Here is a 20,212-nt window from a genome sequence, read left to right on the forward strand (position 1 = left end):
AACCTAGTCGCCCCACACCTGGGGAGCTACGAGCAACACGCTGCCCGTTCTCCCCCACTGCCTGAAGGGCGTGGGAGGTGCCCCCACTGCTCGGAGACTAGCGGGCAAGTCCGCCAGAGTCAGCGAGAACAGCGGAAAAGTCCTGGTCAGCCTCCGTCAGGCCAGACATTTCAGACATACTGCCCTCGATTTGAGCATGTATTCAAGCTCAAGTCGGCGCGATACCGCTCAGCCGAGCACGCAGCCGGGGGTCAGGCACCCGCGACGGCCGCCTGGATCTCCGCCGCGAACCGCTCCGCCGCCGCGCGCAGCGCGCTGACGTCGGGACCGTGACGTAGAACACCTCGGCTGACGTTGGGCACGACGTTGCGGACGGCCGCCCCGAAGACTCCCGGAAGATCGGCCGGGGTCGCTCCCTGGGCGCCGATGCCGGGCGCGAGGAGCGGTCCGTTGATGTCCAGGTCGTACGAGGACAGGTCGCCCAGCGTCGCGCCGACGACCGCGCCGAAGGAGCCCAGCGGCTCCTCCCCCGCGTTCTCGGCCGCCAGGTGGCCCAGCATGGTCGCGCCGATGGTCCGGCCGTCCCCGCGGACCGCGTGCTGCACCTCGCCGCCCTCCGGGTTCGAGGTCAGTGCCAGCACGAACAGGCCGGCGCCGCTCTCCCGGGCCAGCGCGACGGCCGGGCTCAGCGAGCCGTAGCCGAGGTACGGCGAGACGGTCAGGGCGTCGGAGAACAGCGGGGCGTCCGGGCGCAGGAACGCCTCGGCGTAGGCGGCCATGGTCGAGCCGATGTCGCCGCGCTTGGCGTCCATCACGACCAGGGCACCGGCCGCGCGGGCCTCCCGGACCGAGGTCTCCAGGACGGCGAGGCCGCGCGAGCCGAACCGCTCGAAGAAGGCGCTCTGCGGCTTCAGGACGGCCACCCGGTCGGCCATGGCCTCCACGACGGTCCGGCTGAAGCGCTCCAGGCCGGCGATGTCGTCGTCCAGGCCCCACTCGGCGAGCAGGGAGGCGTGCGGGTCGATGCCGACGCACAGCGGGCCGCGCTCGTCCATGGCGCGGCGCAGCCGGGCTCCGAAGGGCTCCAGGGGGCTCATGCCGGTCATCGGGCGTTCCTCACGTCGGCGCCGACCGCGTCGGCGAGGGTGGCGTACGGGCTGGTGCGCAGGCGGGCGGCGAGACCCTTGTGGACGGCTCGGCACCAGAAGGGGCCCTCATAGATGAAGGCGCTGTACCCCTGGACCAGCGTGGCACCGGCCAGGATGCGCTGCCAGGCGTCCTCGGCGGTCTCGATGCCGCCGACACCCACCAGGGTGATCCGGTCGCCCACGCGCGCGTACAGGCGGCGCAGGACCTCCAGGGAGCGTGCCTTGAGCGGGGCGCCGGACAGGCCGCCGGTCTCCTTCACCAGCGTGGGAGCGGAGCGCAGGCCGAGGCCCTCGCGCGCGATGGTGGTGTTGGTGGCGATGATGCCGTCCAGGCCCAGCTCCACGGCGAGGTCGGCGACGGCGTCGATGTCCTCGTCGGCGAGGTCGGGCGCGATCTTCACCAGCAGCGGGACGCGCCGGTTCGCGACCGTGCGGTCGGCGGCCTCGCGCACGGCGCTGAGCAGCGGGCGCAGGTGATCGACCGCCTGGAGGTTGCGCAGGCCGGGGGTGTTGGGCGAGGAGACGTTGACGACCAGGTAGTCCGCGTAGGGCGCGAGCCGCTCGGCCGACTTCACGTAGTCGGCGACGGCCTCCGCCTCCGGGACGACCTTGGTCTTGCCGATGTTGACGCCGACGACCGTCCGGAAGACGGGCTCGCGGGTCGCGAGGCGGGCCGCCACGGCGAGCGAGCCGTCGTTGTTGAAGCCCATGCGGTTGATCAGCGCCCGGTCCGCGACCAGGCGGAACAGCCGCTTCTTGGGGTTGCCGGGCTGCGGCTCCCCCGTCACCGTGCCGATCTCGACATGGTCGAAGCCCAGCATCGACATGCCGTCGATCGCGACGGCGTTCTTGTCGAAGCCGGCCGCGAGGCCGAAGGGGCCGTGCATGCGCAGCCCGAAGGCCTCGGTGCGCAGCTCCTTGTAGCGGGGCGCGAGCGCGGCCGCGACGAAGGTGCGCAGCACCGGGATGCGGACGGCCAGGCGGATCCAGCGGAAGGCCAGGTAGTGGGCCTTCTCGGGGTCCATCCGTGTGAAAACGAGACGGAAGAACAGCTTGTACATCTCGGAAAGTCCTCAGGGTCCTCACGAAGAGGGGGACACCGTTTCCGGTGTCCCCCTCAAGGGCTGCTAGTCGCGGGCCGCGGTCAGGTGTTCCGCGTGTTCCTGGAGCGAGCGGACGCCCACGTCACCGTGGTTGAGGGCGTCGATGCCCTGGACGGCCGCCGCGAGCGCCTGGACGGTCGTCAGGCACGGCACGGAGCGGGCCACCGCGGCCGTACGGATGTCGTAGCCGTCGAGGCGGCCGCCGGTGCCGTACGGGGTGTTGACGATGAGGTCGACCTCGCCGTCGTGGATGAGCTGGACGATGGTCTTCTCGCCGTTCGGACCGGTGCCCTCGGACTGCTTGCGCACGACCGTGGCGTTGATGCCGTTGCGCTTGAGGACCTCGGCGGTGCCGGAGGTGGCGAGCAGTTCGAAGCCGTGCGCGACCAGCTCGCGGGCCGGGAAGATCATCGAGCGCTTGTCGCGGTTGGCGACCGAGATGAACGCGCGGCCCTTGGTGGGCAGCGGGCCGTAGGCGCCGGCCTGCGACTTGGCGTACGCCGTGCCGAAGACGGAGTCGATGCCCATGACCTCACCGGTGGAGCGCATCTCCGGGCCGAGGATCGTGTCGACGCCGCGGCCGTGGATGTCGCGGAACCGCGACCACGGCATGACGGCCTCCTTGACGGAGATCGGCGCGTCCAGCGGCAGCTCGCCGCCGTCGCCGGTCCTCGGCAGCAGGCCCTCGGCGCGCAGCTCGGCGATGGTCGCGCCGAGCGAGATGCGGGCGGCGGCCTTGGCGAGCGGCACCGCGGTCGCCTTCGAGGTGAAGGGGACCGTACGGGAGGCGCGCGGGTTGGCCTCCAGGACGTAGAGGATGTCGCCGGCCATCGCGAACTGGATGTTGATCAGGCCGCGCACGCCGACGCCCTTGGCGATGGCCTCGGTGGAGGCGCGCAGGCGCTTGATGTCGAAGCCGCCCAGCGTGATCGGAGGCAGGGCGCACGCCGAGTCGCCGGAGTGGATGCCGGCCTCCTCGATGTGCTCCATGACGCCGCCGAGGTACAGCTCCTCGCCGTCGTAGAGCGCGTCGACGTCGATCTCGATGGCGTCGTCCAGGAAGCGGTCGACGAGGACCGGCCGGGAGGGGCTGATCTCGGTCGACTCGGCGATGTAGGAGGCGAGGCGGGTCTCGTCGTAGACGATCTCCATGCCGCGCCCGCCGAGGACGTACGACGGCCGGACCAGGACCGGGTAGCCGATCTCGTCGGCGATGGCCTTGGCCTCCGCGAAGGTGGTGGCCGTGCCGTGCTTCGGGGCCGGCAGGCCCGCCTCCGCGAGGACCCGCCCGAAGGCGCCGCGGTCCTCGGCCGCGTGGATGGCCTCGGGGGACGTGCCGACGATCGGTACGCCGTTGTCCTTCAGGGCCTGCGACAGGCCGAGCGGGGTCTGGCCGCCGAGCTGGACGATGACGCCCGCGATCGGGCCGGCCTGCTGCTCTGCGTGGACGATCTCCAGCACGTCTTCCAGCGTCAGCGGCTCGAAGTACAGGCGGTCGGAGGTGTCGTAGTCCGTGGAGACGGTCTCCGGGTTGCAGTTGACCATCACGGTCTCGTACCCGGCGTCGGACAGCGCGAAGGAGGCGTGGACGCAGGAGTAGTCGAACTCGATGCCCTGGCCGATGCGGTTCGGGCCGGAGCCCAGGATGATCACCGCGGGCTTCTCGCGCCGGGCGACCTCGGTCTCCTCGTCGTAGGAGGAGTAGAAGTACGGCGTCCTGGCGGCGAACTCGGCGGCGCAGGTGTCGACCGTCTTGTAGACCGGGCGGATGCCGAGGGCGTGCCGGACCTCGCGGACGACGTCCTCGCGCAGGCCGCGGATCTCGGCGACCTGCTGGTCGGAGAAGCCGTGCCGCTTGGCCTCGGCGAGCAGCTCGCGGGTCAGCTCGGGGGCCTCGGCCAGCTCGTCCGCGATCTCCTTGATCAGGAAGAGCTGGTCCACGAACCAGGGGTCGATCTTCGTGTACTCGAAGACCTCCTCCGGGGTGGCGCCCGCGCGGATGGCCTGCATGACCGTGTTGATCCGGCCGTCGGTGGGCCGCACGGCCTCGCGCAGCAGGGTCTCCTTGTCGCCCGGCTCGCCGACGAAGGTGAACTGGCTGCCCTTCTTCTCCAGCGAGCGCAGCGCCTTCTGGAAGGCCTCGGGGAAGTTGCGGCCGATGGCCATGGCCTCGCCGACCGACTTCATGGTGGTGGTCAGCGTGGAGTCGGCCTGCGGGAACTTCTCGAAGGCGAAGCGCGGGGCCTTGACGACCACGTAGTCGAGCGTGGGCTCGAAGGAGGCCGGGGTCTCCTGCGTGATGTCGTTCGGGATCTCGTCGAGCGTGTAGCCGACGGCCAGCTTGGCGGCGATCTTGGCGATCGGGAAGCCGGTCGCCTTGGAGGCGAGCGCCGAGGAGCGCGACACGCGCGGGTTCATCTCGATGACGATCACGCGACCGTCCTCGGGGTCGACCGCGAACTGGATGTTGCAGCCGCCGGTGTCGACGCCGACCTCGCGGATGACGGCGATGCCGATGTCGCGCAGGATCTGGTACTCGCGGTCGGTCAGCGTCATCGCGGGCGCGACGGTGATCGAGTCACCGGTGTGCACGCCCATGGGGTCGAAGTTCTCGATGGAGCAGACGACCACGACGTTGTCGTGCTTGTCGCGCATCAGCTCCAGCTCGTACTCCTTCCAGCCGAGGATGGACTCCTCCAGGAGCACCTCGGTGGTCGGGGAGAGCGTGAGGCCCTGGCCGGCGATGCGGCGCAGCTCCTCCTCGTCGTGGGCGAAGCCGGAGCCGGCGCCGCCCATGGTGAAGGAGGGGCGGACCACGACCGGGTAGCCGCCGAGGGTCTCGACGCCCTTGAGGACGTCGTCCATGGAGTGGCAGATGACCGAGCGGGCGGACTCGCCGTGCCCGATCTTGCGGCGGACCTCCTCCACGACCTCCTTGAACTGGTCGCGGTCCTCGCCCTTGTGGATCGCCTCGGGCTTGGCGCCGATCAGCTCGACGCCGTACTTCTCCAGCACGCCGTTCTCGTGCAGCGAGATGGCGGTGTTCAGGGCCGTCTGGCCGCCCAGGGTGGGCAGCAGGGCGTCGGGGCGCTCCTTGGCGATGATCTTCTCGACGAACTCGGGCGTGATCGGCTCGACGTAGGTGGCGTCGGCGATCTCCGGGTCGGTCATGATCGTCGCCGGGTTGGAGTTGACGAGGATCACGCGCAGGCCCTCGGCCTTGAGCACGCGGCACGCCTGGGTGCCGGAGTAGTCGAACTCGGCGGCCTGGCCGATGACGATCGGGCCGGAGCCGATGACCAGGACGGACTGGATATCGGTGCGCTTAGGCACGCTGGCCCTCCATCAGGGAAACGAAGCGGTCGAACAGGTAGGCGGCGTCGTGCGGACCCGCTGCCGCTTCCGGGTGGTACTGGACGGAGAAGGCGGGCTGGTCGAGCAGCTGGAGCCCCTCCACGACGTCGTCGTTCAGGCAGACGTGCGAGACCTCGGCGCGGCCGAACCTGGTCTCGCTCACCTTGTCGAGCGGCGCGTCCACTGCGAAACCGTGATTGTGCGCGGTGACCTCGACCTTGCCGGTCGTACGGTCCTGGACCGGCTGGTTGATGCCCCGGTGGCCGTACTTCAGCTTGTAGGTGCCGAAGCCGAGGGCGCGGCCGAGGATCTGGTTGCCGAAGCAGATGCCGAACAGGGGCGTCTTGCGCTCCAGGACGGCGGTCATGAGCGCGACCGGGCCGTCGGCGGTCGCCGGGTCGCCGGGGCCGTTGGAGAAGAAGACACCGTCCGGGTTGACGGCGTAGATCTCGTCGGCCGTGGCGGTGGCGGGCAGGACGTGCACCTCGATGCCGCGCTCGGCCATGCGGTGCGGGGTCATGCCCTTGATCCCGAGGTCGATCGCGGCGACCGTGAAGCGCTTCTCGCCGATCGCCGGGACGACGTACGCCTCCTTGGTCGCGACCTCCTCGTAGAGGCTCGCGCCCTTCATGTGCGGCTGGGCCTGCACGCGCTCCAGCAGCTCCGTCTCGGGGGCTACGCCCTCGCCGGAGAAGATGCCGGCGCGCATGGAGCCGCGCTCGCGCAGATGGCGGGTGAGGGCGCGGGTGTCGATGCCGGAGATGCCGACGACGCCCTGCCGCTCCAACTCGTCGTCCAGGGAGCGCTTGGCCCGCCAGTTGGACGGCACGCGCGCGGGGTCGCGCACGACGTAGCCGGAGACCCAGATGCGGCTCGACTCGTCGTCCTCGTCGTTCCAGCCCGTGTTGCCGATCTGCGGGGCGGTCGCGACGACGATCTGGCGGTCGTACGACGGGTCGGTGAGGGTCTCCTGGTAGCCGGTCATGCCGGTGGAGAACACGGCTTCGCCGAAGGTCTCCCCCACGGCCCCGTAGGCGCGGCCGCGGAAGATGCGGCCGTCCTCCAGGACGAGTACGGCGGGAAGCACCTTGTTCCTCTGAGAGGAGCTTCCCCTTGTGGAGGTCGTCATCGTGCGCCTTCCGTGTCGTTGATCATCTGGTTCAGGGTGTCGACCCATTCGGTGTGCTCGGCCGCGTGGTCGGAGCGGAAGCCGGAGTCGATCAGTTTGTCGCCGAGTGCCCAGGTCACCACCAGCAGCCCGCCCTCGGTGAGGACCTTGCCGGCGATGCCCTTGTCCAGCCGGGCGCCGCGCAGCGCGGCCGCGGGGACGAAGAAGTCGGTCGCTCCGGGGCGCTCGACCTCCAGGCCCGCGTCGGTCAGGGTGAGCTCGGCCCGGCTGCGGGTGCCCAGGCCGTGGGCCACGATGCGGTCCAGCCACTGCCCGGCGGTGGTGGAGCCGTGGTAGCGACCGCTCATGCTCAGTCTGGCCGGGCCGGTCTCGTCCGGCGCGCTGGGCAGCGCGGGCAGGTCGCCCTGGAGCGTGCCGCGCCACTTCCAGCCCTCGCGCATCAGCCAGTAGACGAGCGCGATGAAGAGGGCCAGTCCGACGAGCCAGCCGATACGGGCCGGCCAGTCGGTGACGTCGGCCGACCGCTTGGCCTCGGCCAGCAGGATTACAGGTGTCACGTGAGCTTCCCGTCGACGAGCGTGGCCTTGCCCCGCAACCACGTGTGTGTCACACGGCCCGGCAGCTCACGGCCCTCGTACGGAGTGTTGCGGCTGCGCGAGGCGAAGCCCGCGGGGTCCACCTGGCCACGGTATGCCGTGTCGACGAGGGTGAGGTTTGCGGGCTCACCAGCCGAGACGGGACGGCCGTGCCCGGTGGCCTGTCCGATCTGCGCGGGCTTGAAGGACATGCGGTCGGCGACGCCGGCCCAGTCCAGCAAACCCGTGTCGACCATGGTCTCCTGGATCACTGACAAAGCGGTCTCCAGGCCGACCATGCCCATGGCGGCGGCGGCCCACTCGCAGTCCTTGTCCTCGTGCGGGTGCGGGGCGTGGTCGGTGGCGACGATGTCGATCGTGCCGTCGGCGAGCGCCTCGCGCAGGGCCAGCACGTCGCGCTCGGTGCGCAGCGGCGGGTTGACCTTGTAGACCGGGTTGTACGTCCGCACCAGCTCGTCGGTGAGGAGCAGGTGGTGCGGGGTGACCTCGGCGGTGACCTGGATGCCCCGGGACTTGGCCCAGCGGACGATCTCGACGCTGCCTGCGGTCGACAGGTGGCAGATGTGGACGCGGGAGCCGACGTGCTCGGCGAGCAGCACGTCCCGCGCGATGACCGACTCCTCGGCGACGGCCGGCCAGCCGCCCAGGCCCAGCTCGGCGGAGACGACGCCCTCGTTCATCTGGGCGCCCTCGGTGAGCCGCGGCTCCTGCGCGTGCTGGGCGACCACACCGCCGAAGGCCTTCACGTACTCCAGCGCGCGGCGCATGATCACGGCGTCGTCCACGCACTTGCCGTCGTCGGAGAAGACGGTGACGCCGGCGGCGGACTCGTGCATGGCGCCCAGCTCGGCGAGCTTCTTGCCCTCCAGGCCGACGGTGACCGCGCCGATGGGCTGCACGTCGCAGTAGCCGTGCTCCCTGCCGAGCCGCCAGACCTGCTCGACCACGCCGGCGGTGTCGGCGACCGGGAAGGTGTTGGCCATGGCGAAGACGGCCGTGTAGCCGCCGCTCGCCGCCGCGCGGGTGCCGGTGAGCACGGTCTCGGAGTCCTCGCGGCCCGGCTCGCGCAGGTGGGTGTGGAGATCGACCAGGCCCGGCAGCAGCACCTTGCCGTCGGCCTCGACGACCTCGGCGCCCTCGGCGCTGAGACCGGTACCGACCTCGGCGATGGTCTCGCCGTCGATCAGCACGTCCTGCGGCTCGCCGCCGAGCACCTTCGCACCACGGATCAGGATCTTGCTCATGGGTCTTACTTCTCCTCGGAACCGGTGGAGCCAGAAGGGTGCGCGAAGCGCTCGTCGGAAGGGTGGTGGGAGACGGGCGGGCGGGTGTGGGTGACCGCGGGCTCGTTGCCGCCCAGCAGCAGGTACAGCACGGCCATCCGGGTGGAGACGCCGTTGGCGACCTGCTCGACGGCGGTGCAGCGGTCGGAGTCGGCGACCTCGGCGGTGATCTCCATGCCGCGGACCATCGGGCCGGGGTGCATCACGATGGCGTGCTCGGGCAGCTTGGCCATGCGGTCGCCGTCGAGGCCGTAGCGCCGCGAGTACTCGCGCTCGGTCGGGAAGAAGGCCGCGTTCATCCGCTCGCGCTGGACGCGCAGCATCATCACCGCGTCGCACTTGGGCAGCGTGCTGTCGAGGTCGTACGAGACCGCGCAGGGCCAGGTCTCGATGCCGACCGGGAGCAGGGTGGGCGGGGCGACCAGGGTGACCTCGGCGCCGAGCGTGTGCAGCAGGTCGACGTTGGAGCGGGCGACCCGGCTGTGCAGGACGTCGCCGACGATGGTGATCCGCTTGCCGGACAGGTCCTGGCCGAGCCCGGCGTCGCGGCCGATCAGCCGGCGGCGCATGGTGAAGGCATCCAGCAGGGCCTGGGTGGGGTGCTGGTGGGTGCCGTCGCCGGCGTTGATGACGGCCGCGTCGATCCAGCCGGAGTTGGCGAGGCGGTACGGGGCTCCGGAGGCGCCGTGCCGGATGACGACGGCGTCGACGCCCATGGCCTCCAGGGTCTGGGCGGTGTCCTTCAGGGACTCGCCCTTCGAGACCGACGAGCCCTTGGCGGAGAAGTTGATGACGTCCGCCGACAGCCGCTTCTCGGCGGCCTCGAAGGAGATACGCGTACGCGTGGAGTCCTCGAAGAAAAGGTTGACGATCGTCCGGCCGCGCAGGGTCGGCAGCTTCTTGATCGGCCGGTCGGCGACCCGGGCCATCTCCTCGGCGGTGTCGAGGATCAGGATGGCGTCGTCGCGGGTGAGGTCGGCGGCCGAGATGAGATGACGCTGCATCTGTCAGGCTCCGTAAGGCAGTTCAATCGGGAGAATCGGGGCAATCCGGTGCATGCGTGGGCACGCCGAAGCGGCCCTGCGCCTGACTTGCTACTGGCCGGTCTTCACGCCGAGCAGCACGGTGTCGCGACCGTCCTCCTCGGCGAGCTGGACCTTGACCGTCTCCCGCAGCGACGTGGGGAGGTTCTTGCCGACGTAGTCGGCGCGGATGGGCAGTTCGCGGTGGCCTCGGTCGACCAGGACCGCCAGCTGCACCGCGCGGGGGCGCCCGAGGTCGTTCAGGGCGTCGAGGGCGGCGCGGATGGTGCGGCCGGAGAAGAGCACGTCGTCGACGAGGACGACCAGCTTGCCGTCGAGGCCGTCACCGGGGATCTCGGTGCGGGCCAGCGCACGCGGCGGGTGCATGCGCAGGTCGTCGCGGTACATGGTGATGTCGAGCGAGCCGACCGGCATGGTGCGGTCGGTGATCTGCTCCAGCTTGGCGGCGAGCCGCTGGGCGAGGAAGACACCTCTGGTCGGAATGCCGAGGAGCACCACGTCGTCGGCGCCCTTGGCGCGCTCGACGATCTCATGGGCGATGCGGGTCAGCACCCGCGCGATGTCGGGGCCCTCCAGAACGGGCCGCGCATCGGACGCCTGCGGATGCGCGTGCGAATCGTGCTTGTCCATACGAAACGGACCTCCTTCTCCGCCTCACGGGACGGACCTTAAAGGACGTCGGAATTGCGCCATCCACGGTAGCAGGTCTCCGGGTGACCCCCGATCACCCCCTTGGCCTAACCGGCCATCCCTGGCACGGAAGAGTCGGTGTGGACCATTCGGCTTGACGCGCAAGAGTCACGCTGCGTAACCTCACAGTGAGTTACCAACCGCGCGGCACGGAAACACCGCCCGCCGCGTCGACACAGTGTCCGGGGAGCTATATGTCCAGCGAATACGCCAAACAGCTCGGGGCCAAGCTCCGGGCCATCCGCACCCAGCAGGGCCTTTCTCTCCACGGTGTCGAGGAGAAGTCCCAGGGTCGCTGGAAGGCCGTGGTGGTCGGTTCGTACGAGCGCGGCGACCGCGCCGTGACCGTGCAGCGCCTGGCCGAGCTGGCCGATTTCTATGGCGTCCCTGTGCAGGAGCTCCTGCCGGGCACCACGCCGGGCGGCGCCGCCGAGCCGCCGCCGAAGCTGGTCCTGGACCTGGAGCGGCTGGCCACCGTGCCGGCCGAGAAGGCGGGCCCCCTCCAGCGGTACGCGGCGACGATCCAGTCCCAGCGCGGTGACTACAACGGCAAGGTGCTCTCGATCCGCCAGGACGACCTGCGCACACTCGCCGTCATCTACGACCAGTCCCCCTCGGTCCTCACCGAGCAGTTGATCAGCTGGGGCGTCCTGGACGCGGACGCGCGCCGCGCGGTGGCCACCCACGAAGAGGCCTGAGGGCTCCACGGACTCAGCAGAAACGTGCCGCCGGGGTGGCCGGAACTCTACGGTTCCGGCCACCCCGGCGGCTTTTTCACGGCTGCTCCGGCTTCCTCGCGGCGCAGGGGCCCGCCAACGCCAAAGGGGCGCGGGGAACTGCGTGAGCAACCACGGACGACCCGCAGGTCACCCGTGGCCGCCGCAGTCCCACGGCGCCCCTCTGTGGTCGGCTAAGCGCGGCGAAGCGTTGGCTTGAGCTCCTTCAGCCGGCCCAGCAGGCCGTTGACGAACGAGGGCGACTCGTCGGTCGAGAACTCCTTCGCCAGCTGCACCATCTCGTCCAGCACGACGGCGTCCGGGGTCTCGTCGACCCAGATCAGCTCGTACGCACCCAGCCGCAGGATGTTGCGGTCCACGACCGGCATGCGGTCGAGCGTCCAGCCCACCGCGTACTGGGCGATCAGCTCGTCGATGCGCTTCGCATGCTGCGCGTAGCCCTCGACCAGCTGCATCGTGTACTCGCTGACCGGCGGCTGCCGGGTGTCGGACCGGGACAGCCGGATCCAGTCCGCGAGGACCGTCAGGACGTCGGCGTCGCGCTGGTCGCCCTCGAAGAGGATCTGGAAGGCGCGCTTGCGGGCCGTGTTGCGGGCAGCCACGGTTAGCTGTTCACCCGGCCGAGGTAGTCGCTGGTGCGGGTGTCGACCTTGATCTTCTCACCGGTGGTGATGAAGAGCGGGACCTGGATCTGGTGGCCGGTCTCCAGGGTGGCGGGCTTGGTGCCACCGGTGGAGCGGTCGCCCTGGACGCCCGGCTCGGTCTCGGCGACCGTCAGCTCGACGGCGGCCGGCAGCTCCACGAAGAGCACCTCGCCCTCGTGCTGGGCGACGGTGGCGGTGAAGCCCTCGATGAGGAAGTTGGCGGCGTCGCCGACGGCCTTGCGGTCGACCATCAGCTGGTCGTAGGTCTGCATGTCCATGAAGACGAAGTAGTCGCCGTCCATGTACGAGAACTGCATGTCGCGCTTGTCGACAGTGGCGGTCTCGACCTTGACGCCGGCGTTGAAGGTCTTGTCGACCACCTTGCCGGACAGTACGTTCTTCAGCTTGGTGCGCACGAAGGCGGGGCCCTTGCCGGGCTTGACGTGCTGGAACTCGACGACGGACCAGAGCTGGCCGCCTTCGAGCTTGAGCACCATGCCGTTCTTGAGGTCGTTCGTGGAAGCCACGGTTGCGGAATCTCCTGGACTGACGTACGACCCCGGCGCACGCACCTGCCTAGAGGGCGAGCAGCTCCTTGGTCGTGATGGTGAGTAGCTCGGGTCCGCCGTCCGCCTCGGGGCGTACGACGAGCGTGTCATCGATCCGGACACCGCCCCGGCCCGGGAGGTGGACCCCCGGTTCGACGGTGACCGGCACGCAAGCGTCCAGTTTACCCATGGCCGCGGGCGCCAACTGCGGGTCCTCGTCGATTTCGAGTCCGACGCCGTGTCCGGTCAGCGGAGGCAGGGCTTCCGCGAAGCCCGCGGAGTCCAGCACCTGGCGTGCCGCGCGGTCCACGTCACGGTAGGCGGCGCCGGGGGCCAGGGCCTCGCGTCCGGCGCGCTGGGCGGCGAAGACCAGGTCGTACAGCTGGACCTGCCAGTCCGCCGGCGAGGTGCCGATGACGAAGGTACGGCCGATCTCACAGCGGTAGCCGCGGTAGGTGGCCCCGAGGCAGACGGAGAGGAAGTCGCCCTCCTCCACCCGCCGGTCGGTGGGCCGGTGGCCGCGGCGACCGGCGTGCGGCCCGGTGGCCACGGAGGTGGGGAAGGCCGGCCCGTCGGCGCCGTGGTCGACCAGACGGCGCTCCAGCTCCAGGGCGAGGTGCCGTTCGGTGCGGCCGACCAGGATGGACTCCAGCAGCTCGCCGAGGGCCTGGTCGGCGATCTCGGCGCCGATACGCAGGCAGGAGATCTCCTCCTCGTCCTTGACGACCCTGAGCTGCTCCACGGCCGCACCGAGGTCGGTGAGGCGGAGCCCGGGGGCGACCGAGGCCAGCGCCCGGTGGCGGGCAACGGTGAGGTGGTGCTCCTCGACCGCCAGGGAATCGGCACCCTGGGCCACGGCGAGACCGGCCGCGGCCACCACGGGGTCACCGGCGGACGAGGAGAGGATGTGCAGCCGCAGGTTCTCGTCGGGCCGGCCCTCGGACGGGCGGTCCTCGGGCGGGCCGGCGCAGACGAGCAGGTCCTCGCGGTTGCCGAGGATCAGGACGGCACCCTGCGGTACCGCCGCCGCGAGGTAGCGCACGTTGGCGGGGCGGGTGACGAGCGCTGCCGCGGTACCGGCCGCGTTGAAGTGTTCCCTCAGCCGGGATCGGCGGTTCGCGTACACCTCTGACATGAGATGAGCGTAGGAGTTTTGTGCCGTTTGTGCCGGTTCTGGGGGGCCGAGTGGGGCCTCGCCCCGGATTACCAGCTCGGCGGGCTCGCTATCGCACGCGCCAGGACCTCGTCCAGGACCCGGGCCGTCCCGGGGACGTCCAGCTGGGAGTTGTCGATGATCGGCAGCCCCGAGCCGTACCAGCCGGCCATGCGGCCGTGGATGCGGGCCACCTCCTCGTCGCTGAGGCGGCGGTTGCCGGTGCGTTCGGCGTTGCGCTCCAGGACGATGTCCAGGCCGGGCAGGAGGACGACCGGGAGCAGGCCGGGGCCCACATGCCGCTTCCAGCCGCCGAGCCCGACGACCGGGCGGTCGGGGAAGACGGCGTCGTCCAGGATGCAGGAGATGCCGTTGGCGAGGAAGTTACGGGCGGCGAACCCACAGGTGCGGCGGGCCAGCCGGTACTGGGCCTCGGAGTTGTCGTTCCAGCCGGACTGGGGGTCGGCGAAGCCGGAGCGGACCCATTCGCGGACGTCGTCCAGGCTGATGTGGGCGGTGGGGACACGGCGGTGGTCCGCCCAGTACTTGGCGACGCTGGTCTTGCCCGCGCCGGCCGGGCCGATGAGGAGGACGGCGAGGGTGGTGGCCGTCGGGTCCGGGACCGCGACCGCGGCGGGCGGCGCCGCGGGCACGCCGACCGGGCCGCCGGGTGGCAGCGGCACATGGCCGGTGGTATCGGGGGCCGCGGGAACCGACGTGTGCTGCGGCGGCGAGGGCGGCGGCACCTGCCCGGCGGGGGCGGGGGGCTGCTGCGGGGCCGGGAAGCCCGGCGGCGGGGGGACGGGGGCGGGCCCCTGGAAGACACCCGGGTGCGGGCCCGGGTGGTGTGCGGCCGACGCCCAGCCGGCGTGCGGCCCCTGCCCCGGCTGGTGGGGCGGCGGCAGCGGAGACCCCACTGCGTGCTGCATCCGTTGCCACTCCGTCTCGTCGTCTTCGGTTCGAACGCCTCCGGGGGCGCCGCCGTGTCCGACAGGCGGCCACCGCCGCGTGGCGGCCCCACAGCTCACCCGCGGCAGGCGGACGGCGCCGGCAGCCGGGGGCGTGCCCCGCCGCCTACCGAACGGTACCGTCCCCGGCCGTCGTTTGGTGAAACGGCCGGGGGCGGTCTGAAGTGCCCGTTCCGCCAAGGAGAATCGGTCGTGGGCATCGGACGCCGGGACCGGTCGGCGGGAATCGGACGGACGGAGCGGCGCGGAGCGGTCCCCGGCTTACTGGGCGACCTCGCCGTAGGCGGCGAGCAGTACGGCCGGGTCCGGGCCCTCCAGGACGGTCGGCTTGGCCAGGCCGTCCAGGACGATGAAGCGCAGCAGGTCGCCGCGGGACTTCTTGTCGACCTTCATGGTCTCCACCAGCTTGGGCCACTGGTCGTAGCGGTAGTGCAGCGGCAGGCCGACGGACTCCAGGATGCTGCGGTGGCGGTCGGCCGTCGCGTCGTCCAGCCGGCCCGCAAGGCGGCCCAGTTCGGCGGCGAAGTGCATGCCGACCGCGACCGCGGCACCGTGGCGCCACTTGTACCGCTCGTTCTTCTCGATCGCGTGGCCGAGCGTGTGACCGTAGTTGAGGATCTCCCGGAGGCCCGACTCCTTCAGGTCCGAGGAGACGACCTCCGCCTTGACCCGGATCGACCGCTCGATCAGCTCGGCCGTGTGCGGGCCGGCCGGCGTCCGGGCGGCCTCGGGGTCGGCCTCGATCAGGTCCAGGATCACCGGGTCGGCGATGAAGCCCGCCTTGATGACCTCGGCCAGGCCGGAGACGTAGTCGTGGACCGGGAGGGAGTCCAGCGCGGCCAGATCGCACAGGACACCGGCCGGCGGGTGGAAGGCACCCACCAGGTTCTTGCCCTCGGCGGTGTTGATACCGGTCTTGCCGCCGACCGCCGCGTCCACCATCGCCAGCACGGTGGTCGGGACGGCGATCCAGCGCACCCCGCGCAGCCAGGTCGCGGCCACGAAACCGGCCAGGTCCGTGGTCGCGCCGCCGCCGACACCGACGATGACGTCGGTGCGGGTGAAGCCGGACTGGCCGAGCGCCTTCCAGCAGTAGGCGGCGACCTCGGCGGTCTTGGCCTCCTCCGCGTTCGGCACCTGGATCGCGACGGCCTCGTACCCCTGCCCGGCCAGGTCGGCGCGCAGCGCGTCACCGGTCTCGGCCAGCGCCTCCGGGTGGATCACCGCGACCCGCTTGGCCCGGTCCCCGATCAGCCCGGCCAACTCGCCCAGGAGCTGCCGGCCGACCAGCACCTCGTACGGGTCGGTGCCCGCGGTGCCGGCGACCTGGATCCGGGTGACTGCCTCACTCATGCTTGCTTCAACTCCAGTGCATCGAGCGCCGCCTGCGTGACCTCTTCGGGAGTACGCCCGTCGGTCGCCACGACGGCGGTGGCGACCTCCTCGTACAGATGCCGCCGCGCCTCCATCAGCTCGCGCCACTGCTTGCGCGGGTTGACCGCCAGCAGCGGCCGGGCCACGTTGAGCCCGGTGCGTCTGACGGCCTCCTCGACCTCCATCGAGAGGTAGACCACCCGGTGCCCGGCGAGCAGCGCACGGGTGTCCGGGTCGAGGACGGCCCCGCCGCCGAGGGCGACGACACCCTCGTGCTCGGCGAGCGCGGCCCTGACCGCCTGCTTCTCCAGCGCCCGGAAGGCGGCCTCGCCCTCGTCCACGAAGATCTCGGCGATGGTGCGGCCCTCGGCCGTGACGATGTCGTCGTCGGTGTCCCGGTAACCGACGCCCAGGTGCTCGGCGAGCAGCCGGCCGACGGTGGACTTGCCGACCCCCATGGGGCCGACCAGGACGACCGCTGGCACGGCGCTCACCTGATCGCGAGGTTGTCGAGGTAGGACCGCACGTTGCGGCGGGTCTCGGGGACGGAGTCGCCGCCGAACTTCTCGGCGACCGCGTCGGCGAGCACCAGCGCCACCATGGCCTCCGCCACGATCCCGGCCGCCGGGACCGCGCAGACGTCGGACCGCTGGTGGTGGGCCTGGGCGGGCTCGCCGGTGGAGACGTCCACCGTCCTGAGCGCCCGGGGCACCGTCGCGATCGGCTTCATGGCCGCGCGGACGCGCAGCAGCTCACCCGTGGTCAGGCCGCCCTCGGTACCGCCGGAACGGCCGGAAGCCCGCTTGACACCCTCGGGGGTGGTGAGGATCTCGTCGTGGGCCTGCGAACCGGGCACCCGGGCCAGGTCGAAGCCGTCGCCGACCTCGACGCCCTTGATCGCCTGGATGCCCATGAGGGCGGCGGCCAGCCGCGCGTCCAGCCGGCGGTCCCAGTGCACGTGCGAGCCGAGGCCGACCGGCACGTCGTAGGCCAGCACCTCCACCACGCCGCCGAGCGTGTCGCCGTCCTTGTGGGCCTGGTCGATCTCCGCGACCATCGCCTTCGAGGCGTCCTCGTCCAGGCAGCGCACCGGGTCGGCGTCCAGCTTCTCGACGTCGGCGGGGGTGGGGTAGACCCCGTAGGGGGCCTTGGCCGCGGCCAGCTCCACCACGTGGGAGACGATCTCGATACCGGCCGTCTCCTTCAGGTACGACCGGGCGACCGCGCCGAGCGCCACCCGGGCCGCGGTCTCCCGGGCCGAGGCGCGCTCAAGGATCGGACGGGCCTCGTCGAAGCCGTACTTCTGCATGCCCGCGAGGTCGGCGTGGCCGGGGCGGGGACGGGTCAGCGGCGCGTTGCGGGCCAGCCCCGCGAGCACCTCGGGGTCGACCGGGTCGGCGGCCATGACCTGCTCCCACTTCGGCCACTCGGTGTTCCCCACCATGATCGCCACCGGGGAGCCCATGGTCAGACCGTGCCGGACACCGCCGAGGAAGGTGACCTCGTCCCGCTCGAACTTCATCCGCGCACCGCGGCCATAGCCGAGCCGCCGCCGCGCCAGGTGATCCGCCACCATCTCCGTGGTGATCGGCACGCCGGCGGGAAGACCCTCCAGCGTCGCGACAAGTGCGGGACCGTGGGACTCCCCCGCGGTCAGCCAACGCAGCCTGCTCAACGGTGCTCCTCAGTGCTCGCGCCCGGTACTGCCCTGCGTACGCGCTTGCGCGCGTACGGCGACGGCGCTGCCGGGTGCGCGACCCCGGTACGCCTCCTACGATCCTCCCACGTCCGGGGGCGAGAACCGGCCGCCGGTCCAGCAGGCGGACGCGTGCTGGACGTCAGCGGACCGCGAGCGCCTTCCCACCGGCGCGTCAGCGGGCCGCGAGCGCCTTCTCGCCGGCGCGGCGCATGGCCTCCAGCGGGCCCGGAGCCCGTCCGGTCATCTGCTCGAACTGGAGGACCGCCTGGTGGACCAGCAGGTCGAGGCCGCTGACCACGGCACCGCCGAACATGGACCAGCGGGCCGCCAGCTCGGTGGGCCAGGGATCGTAGAGCACGTCGAAGAGGGTGGCCGGGCGTTCGGGTACGGCGGCTGCGAGGGCGTCGGTCGTCCCGGCGGGCGTGGTGGCGATCACCAGCGGGGCGTGCAGCGCCTGGCCGGCGTCGGCCCAGTCCGCCGTACGGACCTCCACGTCGAGGCGTTCGCCCCACTGCCGCATCTCGGCGGCGCGGGCCTCGCTGCGGACGTAGGCGACGACCTCCCCGGTGCAGATCCGGGCCAGCGCGGCGAGCGCGGAGGAGGCGGTGGCGCCGGCGCCGAGGATGGCGGCGGAGTCGACCTGCTCGATGCCGTGCTCGCGCAACGCGGCCACCATGCCGGGGATGTCCGTGTTGTCGCCGAGCCGGCGTCCGTCCTCGGTGAAGACGAGCGTGTTGACCGCGTCCACTGAGGCGGCGGTGTCGCTGATCTCGTCCACCAGCGGGATGACCGCCCGCTTCAGCGGCATGGTCAGCGACAGCCCCGCCCACTCCGGACCGAGCTTGTCCAGGAAGCCGGGCAGCGCGGCCTCGTCGACGTCGAAGCTGTCGTACGACCAGTCGGTGAGTCCGGCCGCCTCGTACGCGGCCCGGTGCAGCACCGGGGAGAGGGAGTGGGCGATCGGCGAACCGAGCACGGCGGCACGGCGGCCGTCAGTTGCCCGCGTTGGCATTGAACTTGTCCTTGAGCTCTTGGAATTCTGCGTAGGTCTTGGCGAACTCGGTGTTGTTCGTGCCGTCGGTCGCCACGAAGTAGATCCAGCCGTCGTGCGTCGGATTGAGTGTCGCCTTGAGCGCGTCCTCGCCGGGGTTGCCGATCGGGCCGGGCGGAAGCCCCTTGTGGGTGTACGTGTTGTACGGGTTCCGGTTGCTGTTGATCTCCTTCTCGGAGATGTGGATGTTGCTCGTGCCCTTGAGGTAGTTGTAGGTCGAGTCGAACTGGAGCAGCCGGTTGGTCTCGGTGTTGGTGGGCTTGAGGCGGTTGTAGACCACCTCCGCCATCTTGCGGAAGTCGTCGTGCGTCTTGCCCTCGGCCTGGACCAGGCTCGCGACCGTGACCAGCTCGAACGCGTTGTTCAGGCCGAATTCCCTGGCCTTGTCGTCGAGACCGTAGGCGGCGTACTTCTGCTTGGCCTGGGTCACCATCTGCTTCAGGACGGCTTCGGGCTTCATGCCCTTGGCGGCCGGGTAGTTGCCCGGGAAGAGGAAGCCCTCCAGCGGATCGATGATGTCGCTGTTGCGTACCGCCCACGTCGGCAGGCCGAGGTTCTTGTACTGCTTCTGAGCGACCTTCTTGGTGGTGCCGGACGACAGGTGCAGCTGCTTGTCGATGGCCGCGTAGACGCCGGAATTCCGCTCGCCGGGGGTGACCACCACGTTGTTCTGGCTGCGCGGGTCCAGCATCAGCTTGACGGCGCTGGCGGCGGACATCTCCTTCTTCAGGAGGTACGCGCCGGCCTGGATCCCGTCGGCGCCCGGCGTCTGCTCCTGCGCGTGGACGAAAGCCGCGGCGCTCTTGACGACACCGGCGTCCTTCAGCTTCTGGCCGATCTCCCAGCCGCCCGCGCCCTTGGGGATCTCGACGGTGACCTGCTCGTTGGTCCCCTCGCCCGCGAAGTCCGGGGCCGGGGCGAAACGATTTTGGTAGAACTTGTAGCCGAAGTAGCCCACTCCGCCGAGGCCGCCGCCGAACACCAGGACGACCACCATGCAGGCGCAGCCGGTGCGCTTCTTCTTGCCCTTGACGGGCTTGCGGCCCTTGCCCCGCCGGTCGCGCCGGCTCTGGAGCTCGTGCTCCTCGTCGTCCTCGCCGCCGCCTCCCGCGAAGACGGCGTGCTCCTCCTCGCCCGCCGCCTCCGGCTCGGGCTCCGCCGGCCCGGGGCGCCGGCGGCCGGGCGGCTCCGGCGGCGGGTAGGCGTCCTCGGTGCCGTAGAGGTCGGGCTGCTCGCCACCGTAGGCCACGGGCTGCTGGCCGTACGGGTCGCCGGGGTCGGCGGCGTACGGCACATGGCCGTGGGTGCCGGTCGCGTCCCAGCCGCCCTGGTGGAACTGCTGCTGGGTGTGGCCGGCGAACTGCTGGTCGTACTGCGGCTGACCGGGCCCGTCGTAGTGCTGCTGCTGCTGCCGCCCGATGTGCCCGGACTGCTGCTCCTGGTTCCAGTCGCCGTACTGCGGCGCCTGCGGATAGTGCTCTGGCTGGCCGCCGTAGGGGGACTGCTGACCCGCCTGGGTCTGCTGTCCTCCCCATCCGCCGTCCCCGTACAACGGGTCCTCCGGATGCCACGGTTCGGAGCCTGGGCCCCGGCCATACTCAGTCATCGATCCCCTAGAGCCGCGAGGCCAACGGTCGCGCGGCCGGTGGGCCGGCTTCCGTTCCGCCTCTTGCTGTGCCCCGGCTGTTCGAA

At 71.1% G+C, this 20,212-nt stretch carries 18 protein-coding genes; 1 reads left to right on the top strand and 17 read right to left on the bottom strand.

Going from position 1 to position 20,212, the window contains the following annotated elements; translation table 11 throughout:
* Positions 1–251 precede the first annotated feature (251 nt).
* From pyrF to pyrR, 8 genes are all read right to left on the bottom strand, one after another.
* A complete protein-coding gene (pyrF, locus tag ACZ7DL_RS14005) occupies positions 252–1,097 on the bottom strand; it encodes an orotidine-5'-phosphate decarboxylase (protein WP_470774574.1) in 846 nt (281 codons plus the stop codon).
* Between the two features lie 5 nt (positions 1,098–1,102).
* Positions 1,103–2,209 (bottom strand): quinone-dependent dihydroorotate dehydrogenase, encoded by a 1,107-nt coding sequence (locus ACZ7DL_RS14010; RefSeq protein ID WP_470774228.1) that lies wholly within the window; start codon positions 2,207–2,209, stop codon positions 1,103–1,105.
* A gap of 66 nt (positions 2,210–2,275) precedes the next feature.
* The gene (gene carB / locus ACZ7DL_RS14015; RefSeq protein WP_470774229.1) at positions 2,276–5,584 is read right to left on the bottom strand and encodes a carbamoyl-phosphate synthase large subunit; all 3,309 of its coding nucleotides are present in this window, start codon (positions 5,582–5,584) and stop codon (positions 2,276–2,278) included.
* Entirely contained in the window at positions 5,577–6,734 is a 1,158-nt protein-coding gene (gene carA, locus ACZ7DL_RS14020) for a glutamine-hydrolyzing carbamoyl-phosphate synthase small subunit (protein WP_470774230.1), read from the bottom strand. Before carA ends, carB begins: the two co-directional genes overlap by 8 nt.
* Positions 6,731–7,291, bottom strand: a complete 561-nt coding sequence (locus tag ACZ7DL_RS14025; protein WP_470774232.1) for a PH-like domain-containing protein — start codon at positions 7,289–7,291, stop codon at positions 6,731–6,733. Before ACZ7DL_RS14025 ends, carA begins: the two co-directional genes overlap by 4 nt.
* Positions 7,288–8,574: a dihydroorotase gene (locus tag ACZ7DL_RS14030; RefSeq protein WP_470774234.1), complete on the bottom strand. Its 1,287-nt coding sequence runs from the start codon at positions 8,572–8,574 to the stop codon at positions 7,288–7,290. Before ACZ7DL_RS14030 ends, ACZ7DL_RS14025 begins: the two co-directional genes overlap by 4 nt.
* 5 nt (positions 8,575–8,579) lie before the next feature.
* A complete protein-coding gene (locus ACZ7DL_RS14035) occupies positions 8,580–9,617 on the bottom strand; it encodes an aspartate carbamoyltransferase catalytic subunit (RefSeq protein WP_470774236.1) in 1,038 nt (345 codons plus the stop codon).
* A gap of 90 nt (positions 9,618–9,707) precedes the next feature.
* A complete protein-coding gene (gene pyrR, locus ACZ7DL_RS14040) occupies positions 9,708–10,286 on the bottom strand; it encodes a bifunctional pyr operon transcriptional regulator/uracil phosphoribosyltransferase PyrR (RefSeq protein WP_470774238.1) in 579 nt (192 codons plus the stop codon).
* A 254-nt stretch (positions 10,287–10,540) separates the two neighbouring features.
* Between pyrR and bldD the strand changes: the two genes are divergently transcribed.
* Positions 10,541–11,044, top strand: coding sequence for a transcriptional regulator BldD (gene bldD, locus ACZ7DL_RS14045; RefSeq protein ID WP_014671524.1), 504 nt, complete (start codon positions 10,541–10,543; stop codon positions 11,042–11,044).
* A gap of 212 nt (positions 11,045–11,256) precedes the next feature.
* Here bldD and nusB read toward each other — a convergent pair whose 3' ends face one another.
* The 9 genes from nusB to mltG form a co-directional block, all read right to left on the bottom strand.
* Positions 11,257–11,685 (bottom strand): transcription antitermination factor NusB, encoded by a 429-nt coding sequence (nusB, locus tag ACZ7DL_RS14050; RefSeq protein WP_470774240.1) that lies wholly within the window; start codon positions 11,683–11,685, stop codon positions 11,257–11,259.
* 2 nt (positions 11,686–11,687) lie between these two features.
* A complete protein-coding gene (gene efp / locus ACZ7DL_RS14055; RefSeq protein ID WP_470774241.1) occupies positions 11,688–12,254 on the bottom strand; it encodes an elongation factor P in 567 nt (188 codons plus the stop codon).
* A 49-nt stretch (positions 12,255–12,303) separates the two neighbouring features.
* A complete protein-coding gene (locus ACZ7DL_RS14060; protein ID WP_470774242.1) occupies positions 12,304–13,410 on the bottom strand; it encodes an aminopeptidase P family protein in 1,107 nt (368 codons plus the stop codon).
* A 68-nt stretch (positions 13,411–13,478) separates the two neighbouring features.
* Positions 13,479–14,357: a Pro-rich N-terminal domain-containing protein gene (locus ACZ7DL_RS14065; RefSeq protein ID WP_470774243.1), complete on the bottom strand. Its 879-nt coding sequence runs from the start codon at positions 14,355–14,357 to the stop codon at positions 13,479–13,481.
* A 300-nt stretch (positions 14,358–14,657) separates the two neighbouring features.
* Entirely contained in the window at positions 14,658–15,749 is a 1,092-nt protein-coding gene (aroB, locus tag ACZ7DL_RS14070) for a 3-dehydroquinate synthase (RefSeq protein ID WP_470774244.1), read from the bottom strand.
* Entirely contained in the window at positions 15,746–16,228 is a 483-nt protein-coding gene (locus ACZ7DL_RS14075; protein WP_470774575.1) for a shikimate kinase, read from the bottom strand. The genes aroB and ACZ7DL_RS14075 overlap by 4 nt, the downstream gene beginning before the upstream one ends.
* Before the next feature lie 32 nt (positions 16,229–16,260).
* Complete coding sequence (gene aroC / locus ACZ7DL_RS14080) at positions 16,261–17,445, bottom strand: chorismate synthase (RefSeq protein ID WP_470774246.1); 1,185 nt, start codon at positions 17,443–17,445, stop codon at positions 16,261–16,263.
* A gap of 196 nt (positions 17,446–17,641) precedes the next feature.
* Entirely contained in the window at positions 17,642–18,481 is an 840-nt protein-coding gene (locus tag ACZ7DL_RS14085) for a shikimate dehydrogenase (protein ID WP_470774248.1), read from the bottom strand.
* A complete protein-coding gene (gene mltG, locus ACZ7DL_RS14090) occupies positions 18,462–20,126 on the bottom strand; it encodes an endolytic transglycosylase MltG (RefSeq protein ID WP_470774249.1) in 1,665 nt (554 codons plus the stop codon). Before mltG ends, ACZ7DL_RS14085 begins: the two co-directional genes overlap by 20 nt.
* Between the last annotated feature and the right edge of the window lie 86 nt (positions 20,127–20,212).

Source organism: Streptomyces sp. NPDC036984, assembly GCF_055607665.1.

Coding starts and splice junctions, on each gene's coding strand:
- pyrF (WP_470774574.1), bottom strand. CDS start 1,097: ATGAGCCCCCTGGAGCCCTTCGGAGCCCGGCTGCGCCGCGCCATGGAC.
- ACZ7DL_RS14010 (WP_470774228.1), bottom strand. CDS start 2,209: ATGTACAAGCTGTTCTTCCGTCTCGTTTTCACACGGATGGACCCCGAG.
- carA (WP_470774230.1), bottom strand. CDS start 6,734: ATGACGACCTCCACAAGGGGAAGCTCCTCTCAGAGGAACAAGGTGCTT.
- ACZ7DL_RS14030 (WP_470774234.1), bottom strand. CDS start 8,574: ATGAGCAAGATCCTGATCCGTGGTGCGAAGGTGCTCGGCGGCGAGCCG.
- ACZ7DL_RS14035 (WP_470774236.1), bottom strand. CDS start 9,617: ATGCAGCGTCATCTCATCTCGGCCGCCGACCTCACCCGCGACGACGCC.
- pyrR (WP_470774238.1), bottom strand. CDS start 10,286: ATGGACAAGCACGATTCGCACGCGCATCCGCAGGCGTCCGATGCGCGG.
- bldD (WP_014671524.1), top strand. CDS start 10,541: ATGTCCAGCGAATACGCCAAACAGCTCGGGGCCAAGCTCCGGGCCATC.
- ACZ7DL_RS14060 (WP_470774242.1), bottom strand. CDS start 13,410: ATGTCAGAGGTGTACGCGAACCGCCGATCCCGGCTGAGGGAACACTTC.
- ACZ7DL_RS14065 (WP_470774243.1), bottom strand. CDS start 14,357: ATGCAGCACGCAGTGGGGTCTCCGCTGCCGCCGCCCCACCAGCCGGGG.
- aroB (WP_470774244.1), bottom strand. CDS start 15,749: ATGAGTGAGGCAGTCACCCGGATCCAGGTCGCCGGCACCGCGGGCACC.
- ACZ7DL_RS14075 (WP_470774575.1), bottom strand. CDS start 16,228: ATGGGGGTCGGCAAGTCCACCGTCGGCCGGCTGCTCGCCGAGCACCTG.
- ACZ7DL_RS14085 (WP_470774248.1), bottom strand. CDS start 18,481: ATGCCAACGCGGGCAACTGACGGCCGCCGTGCCGCCGTGCTCGGTTCG.
- mltG (WP_470774249.1), bottom strand. CDS start 20,126: ATGACTGAGTATGGCCGGGGCCCAGGCTCCGAACCGTGGCATCCGGAG.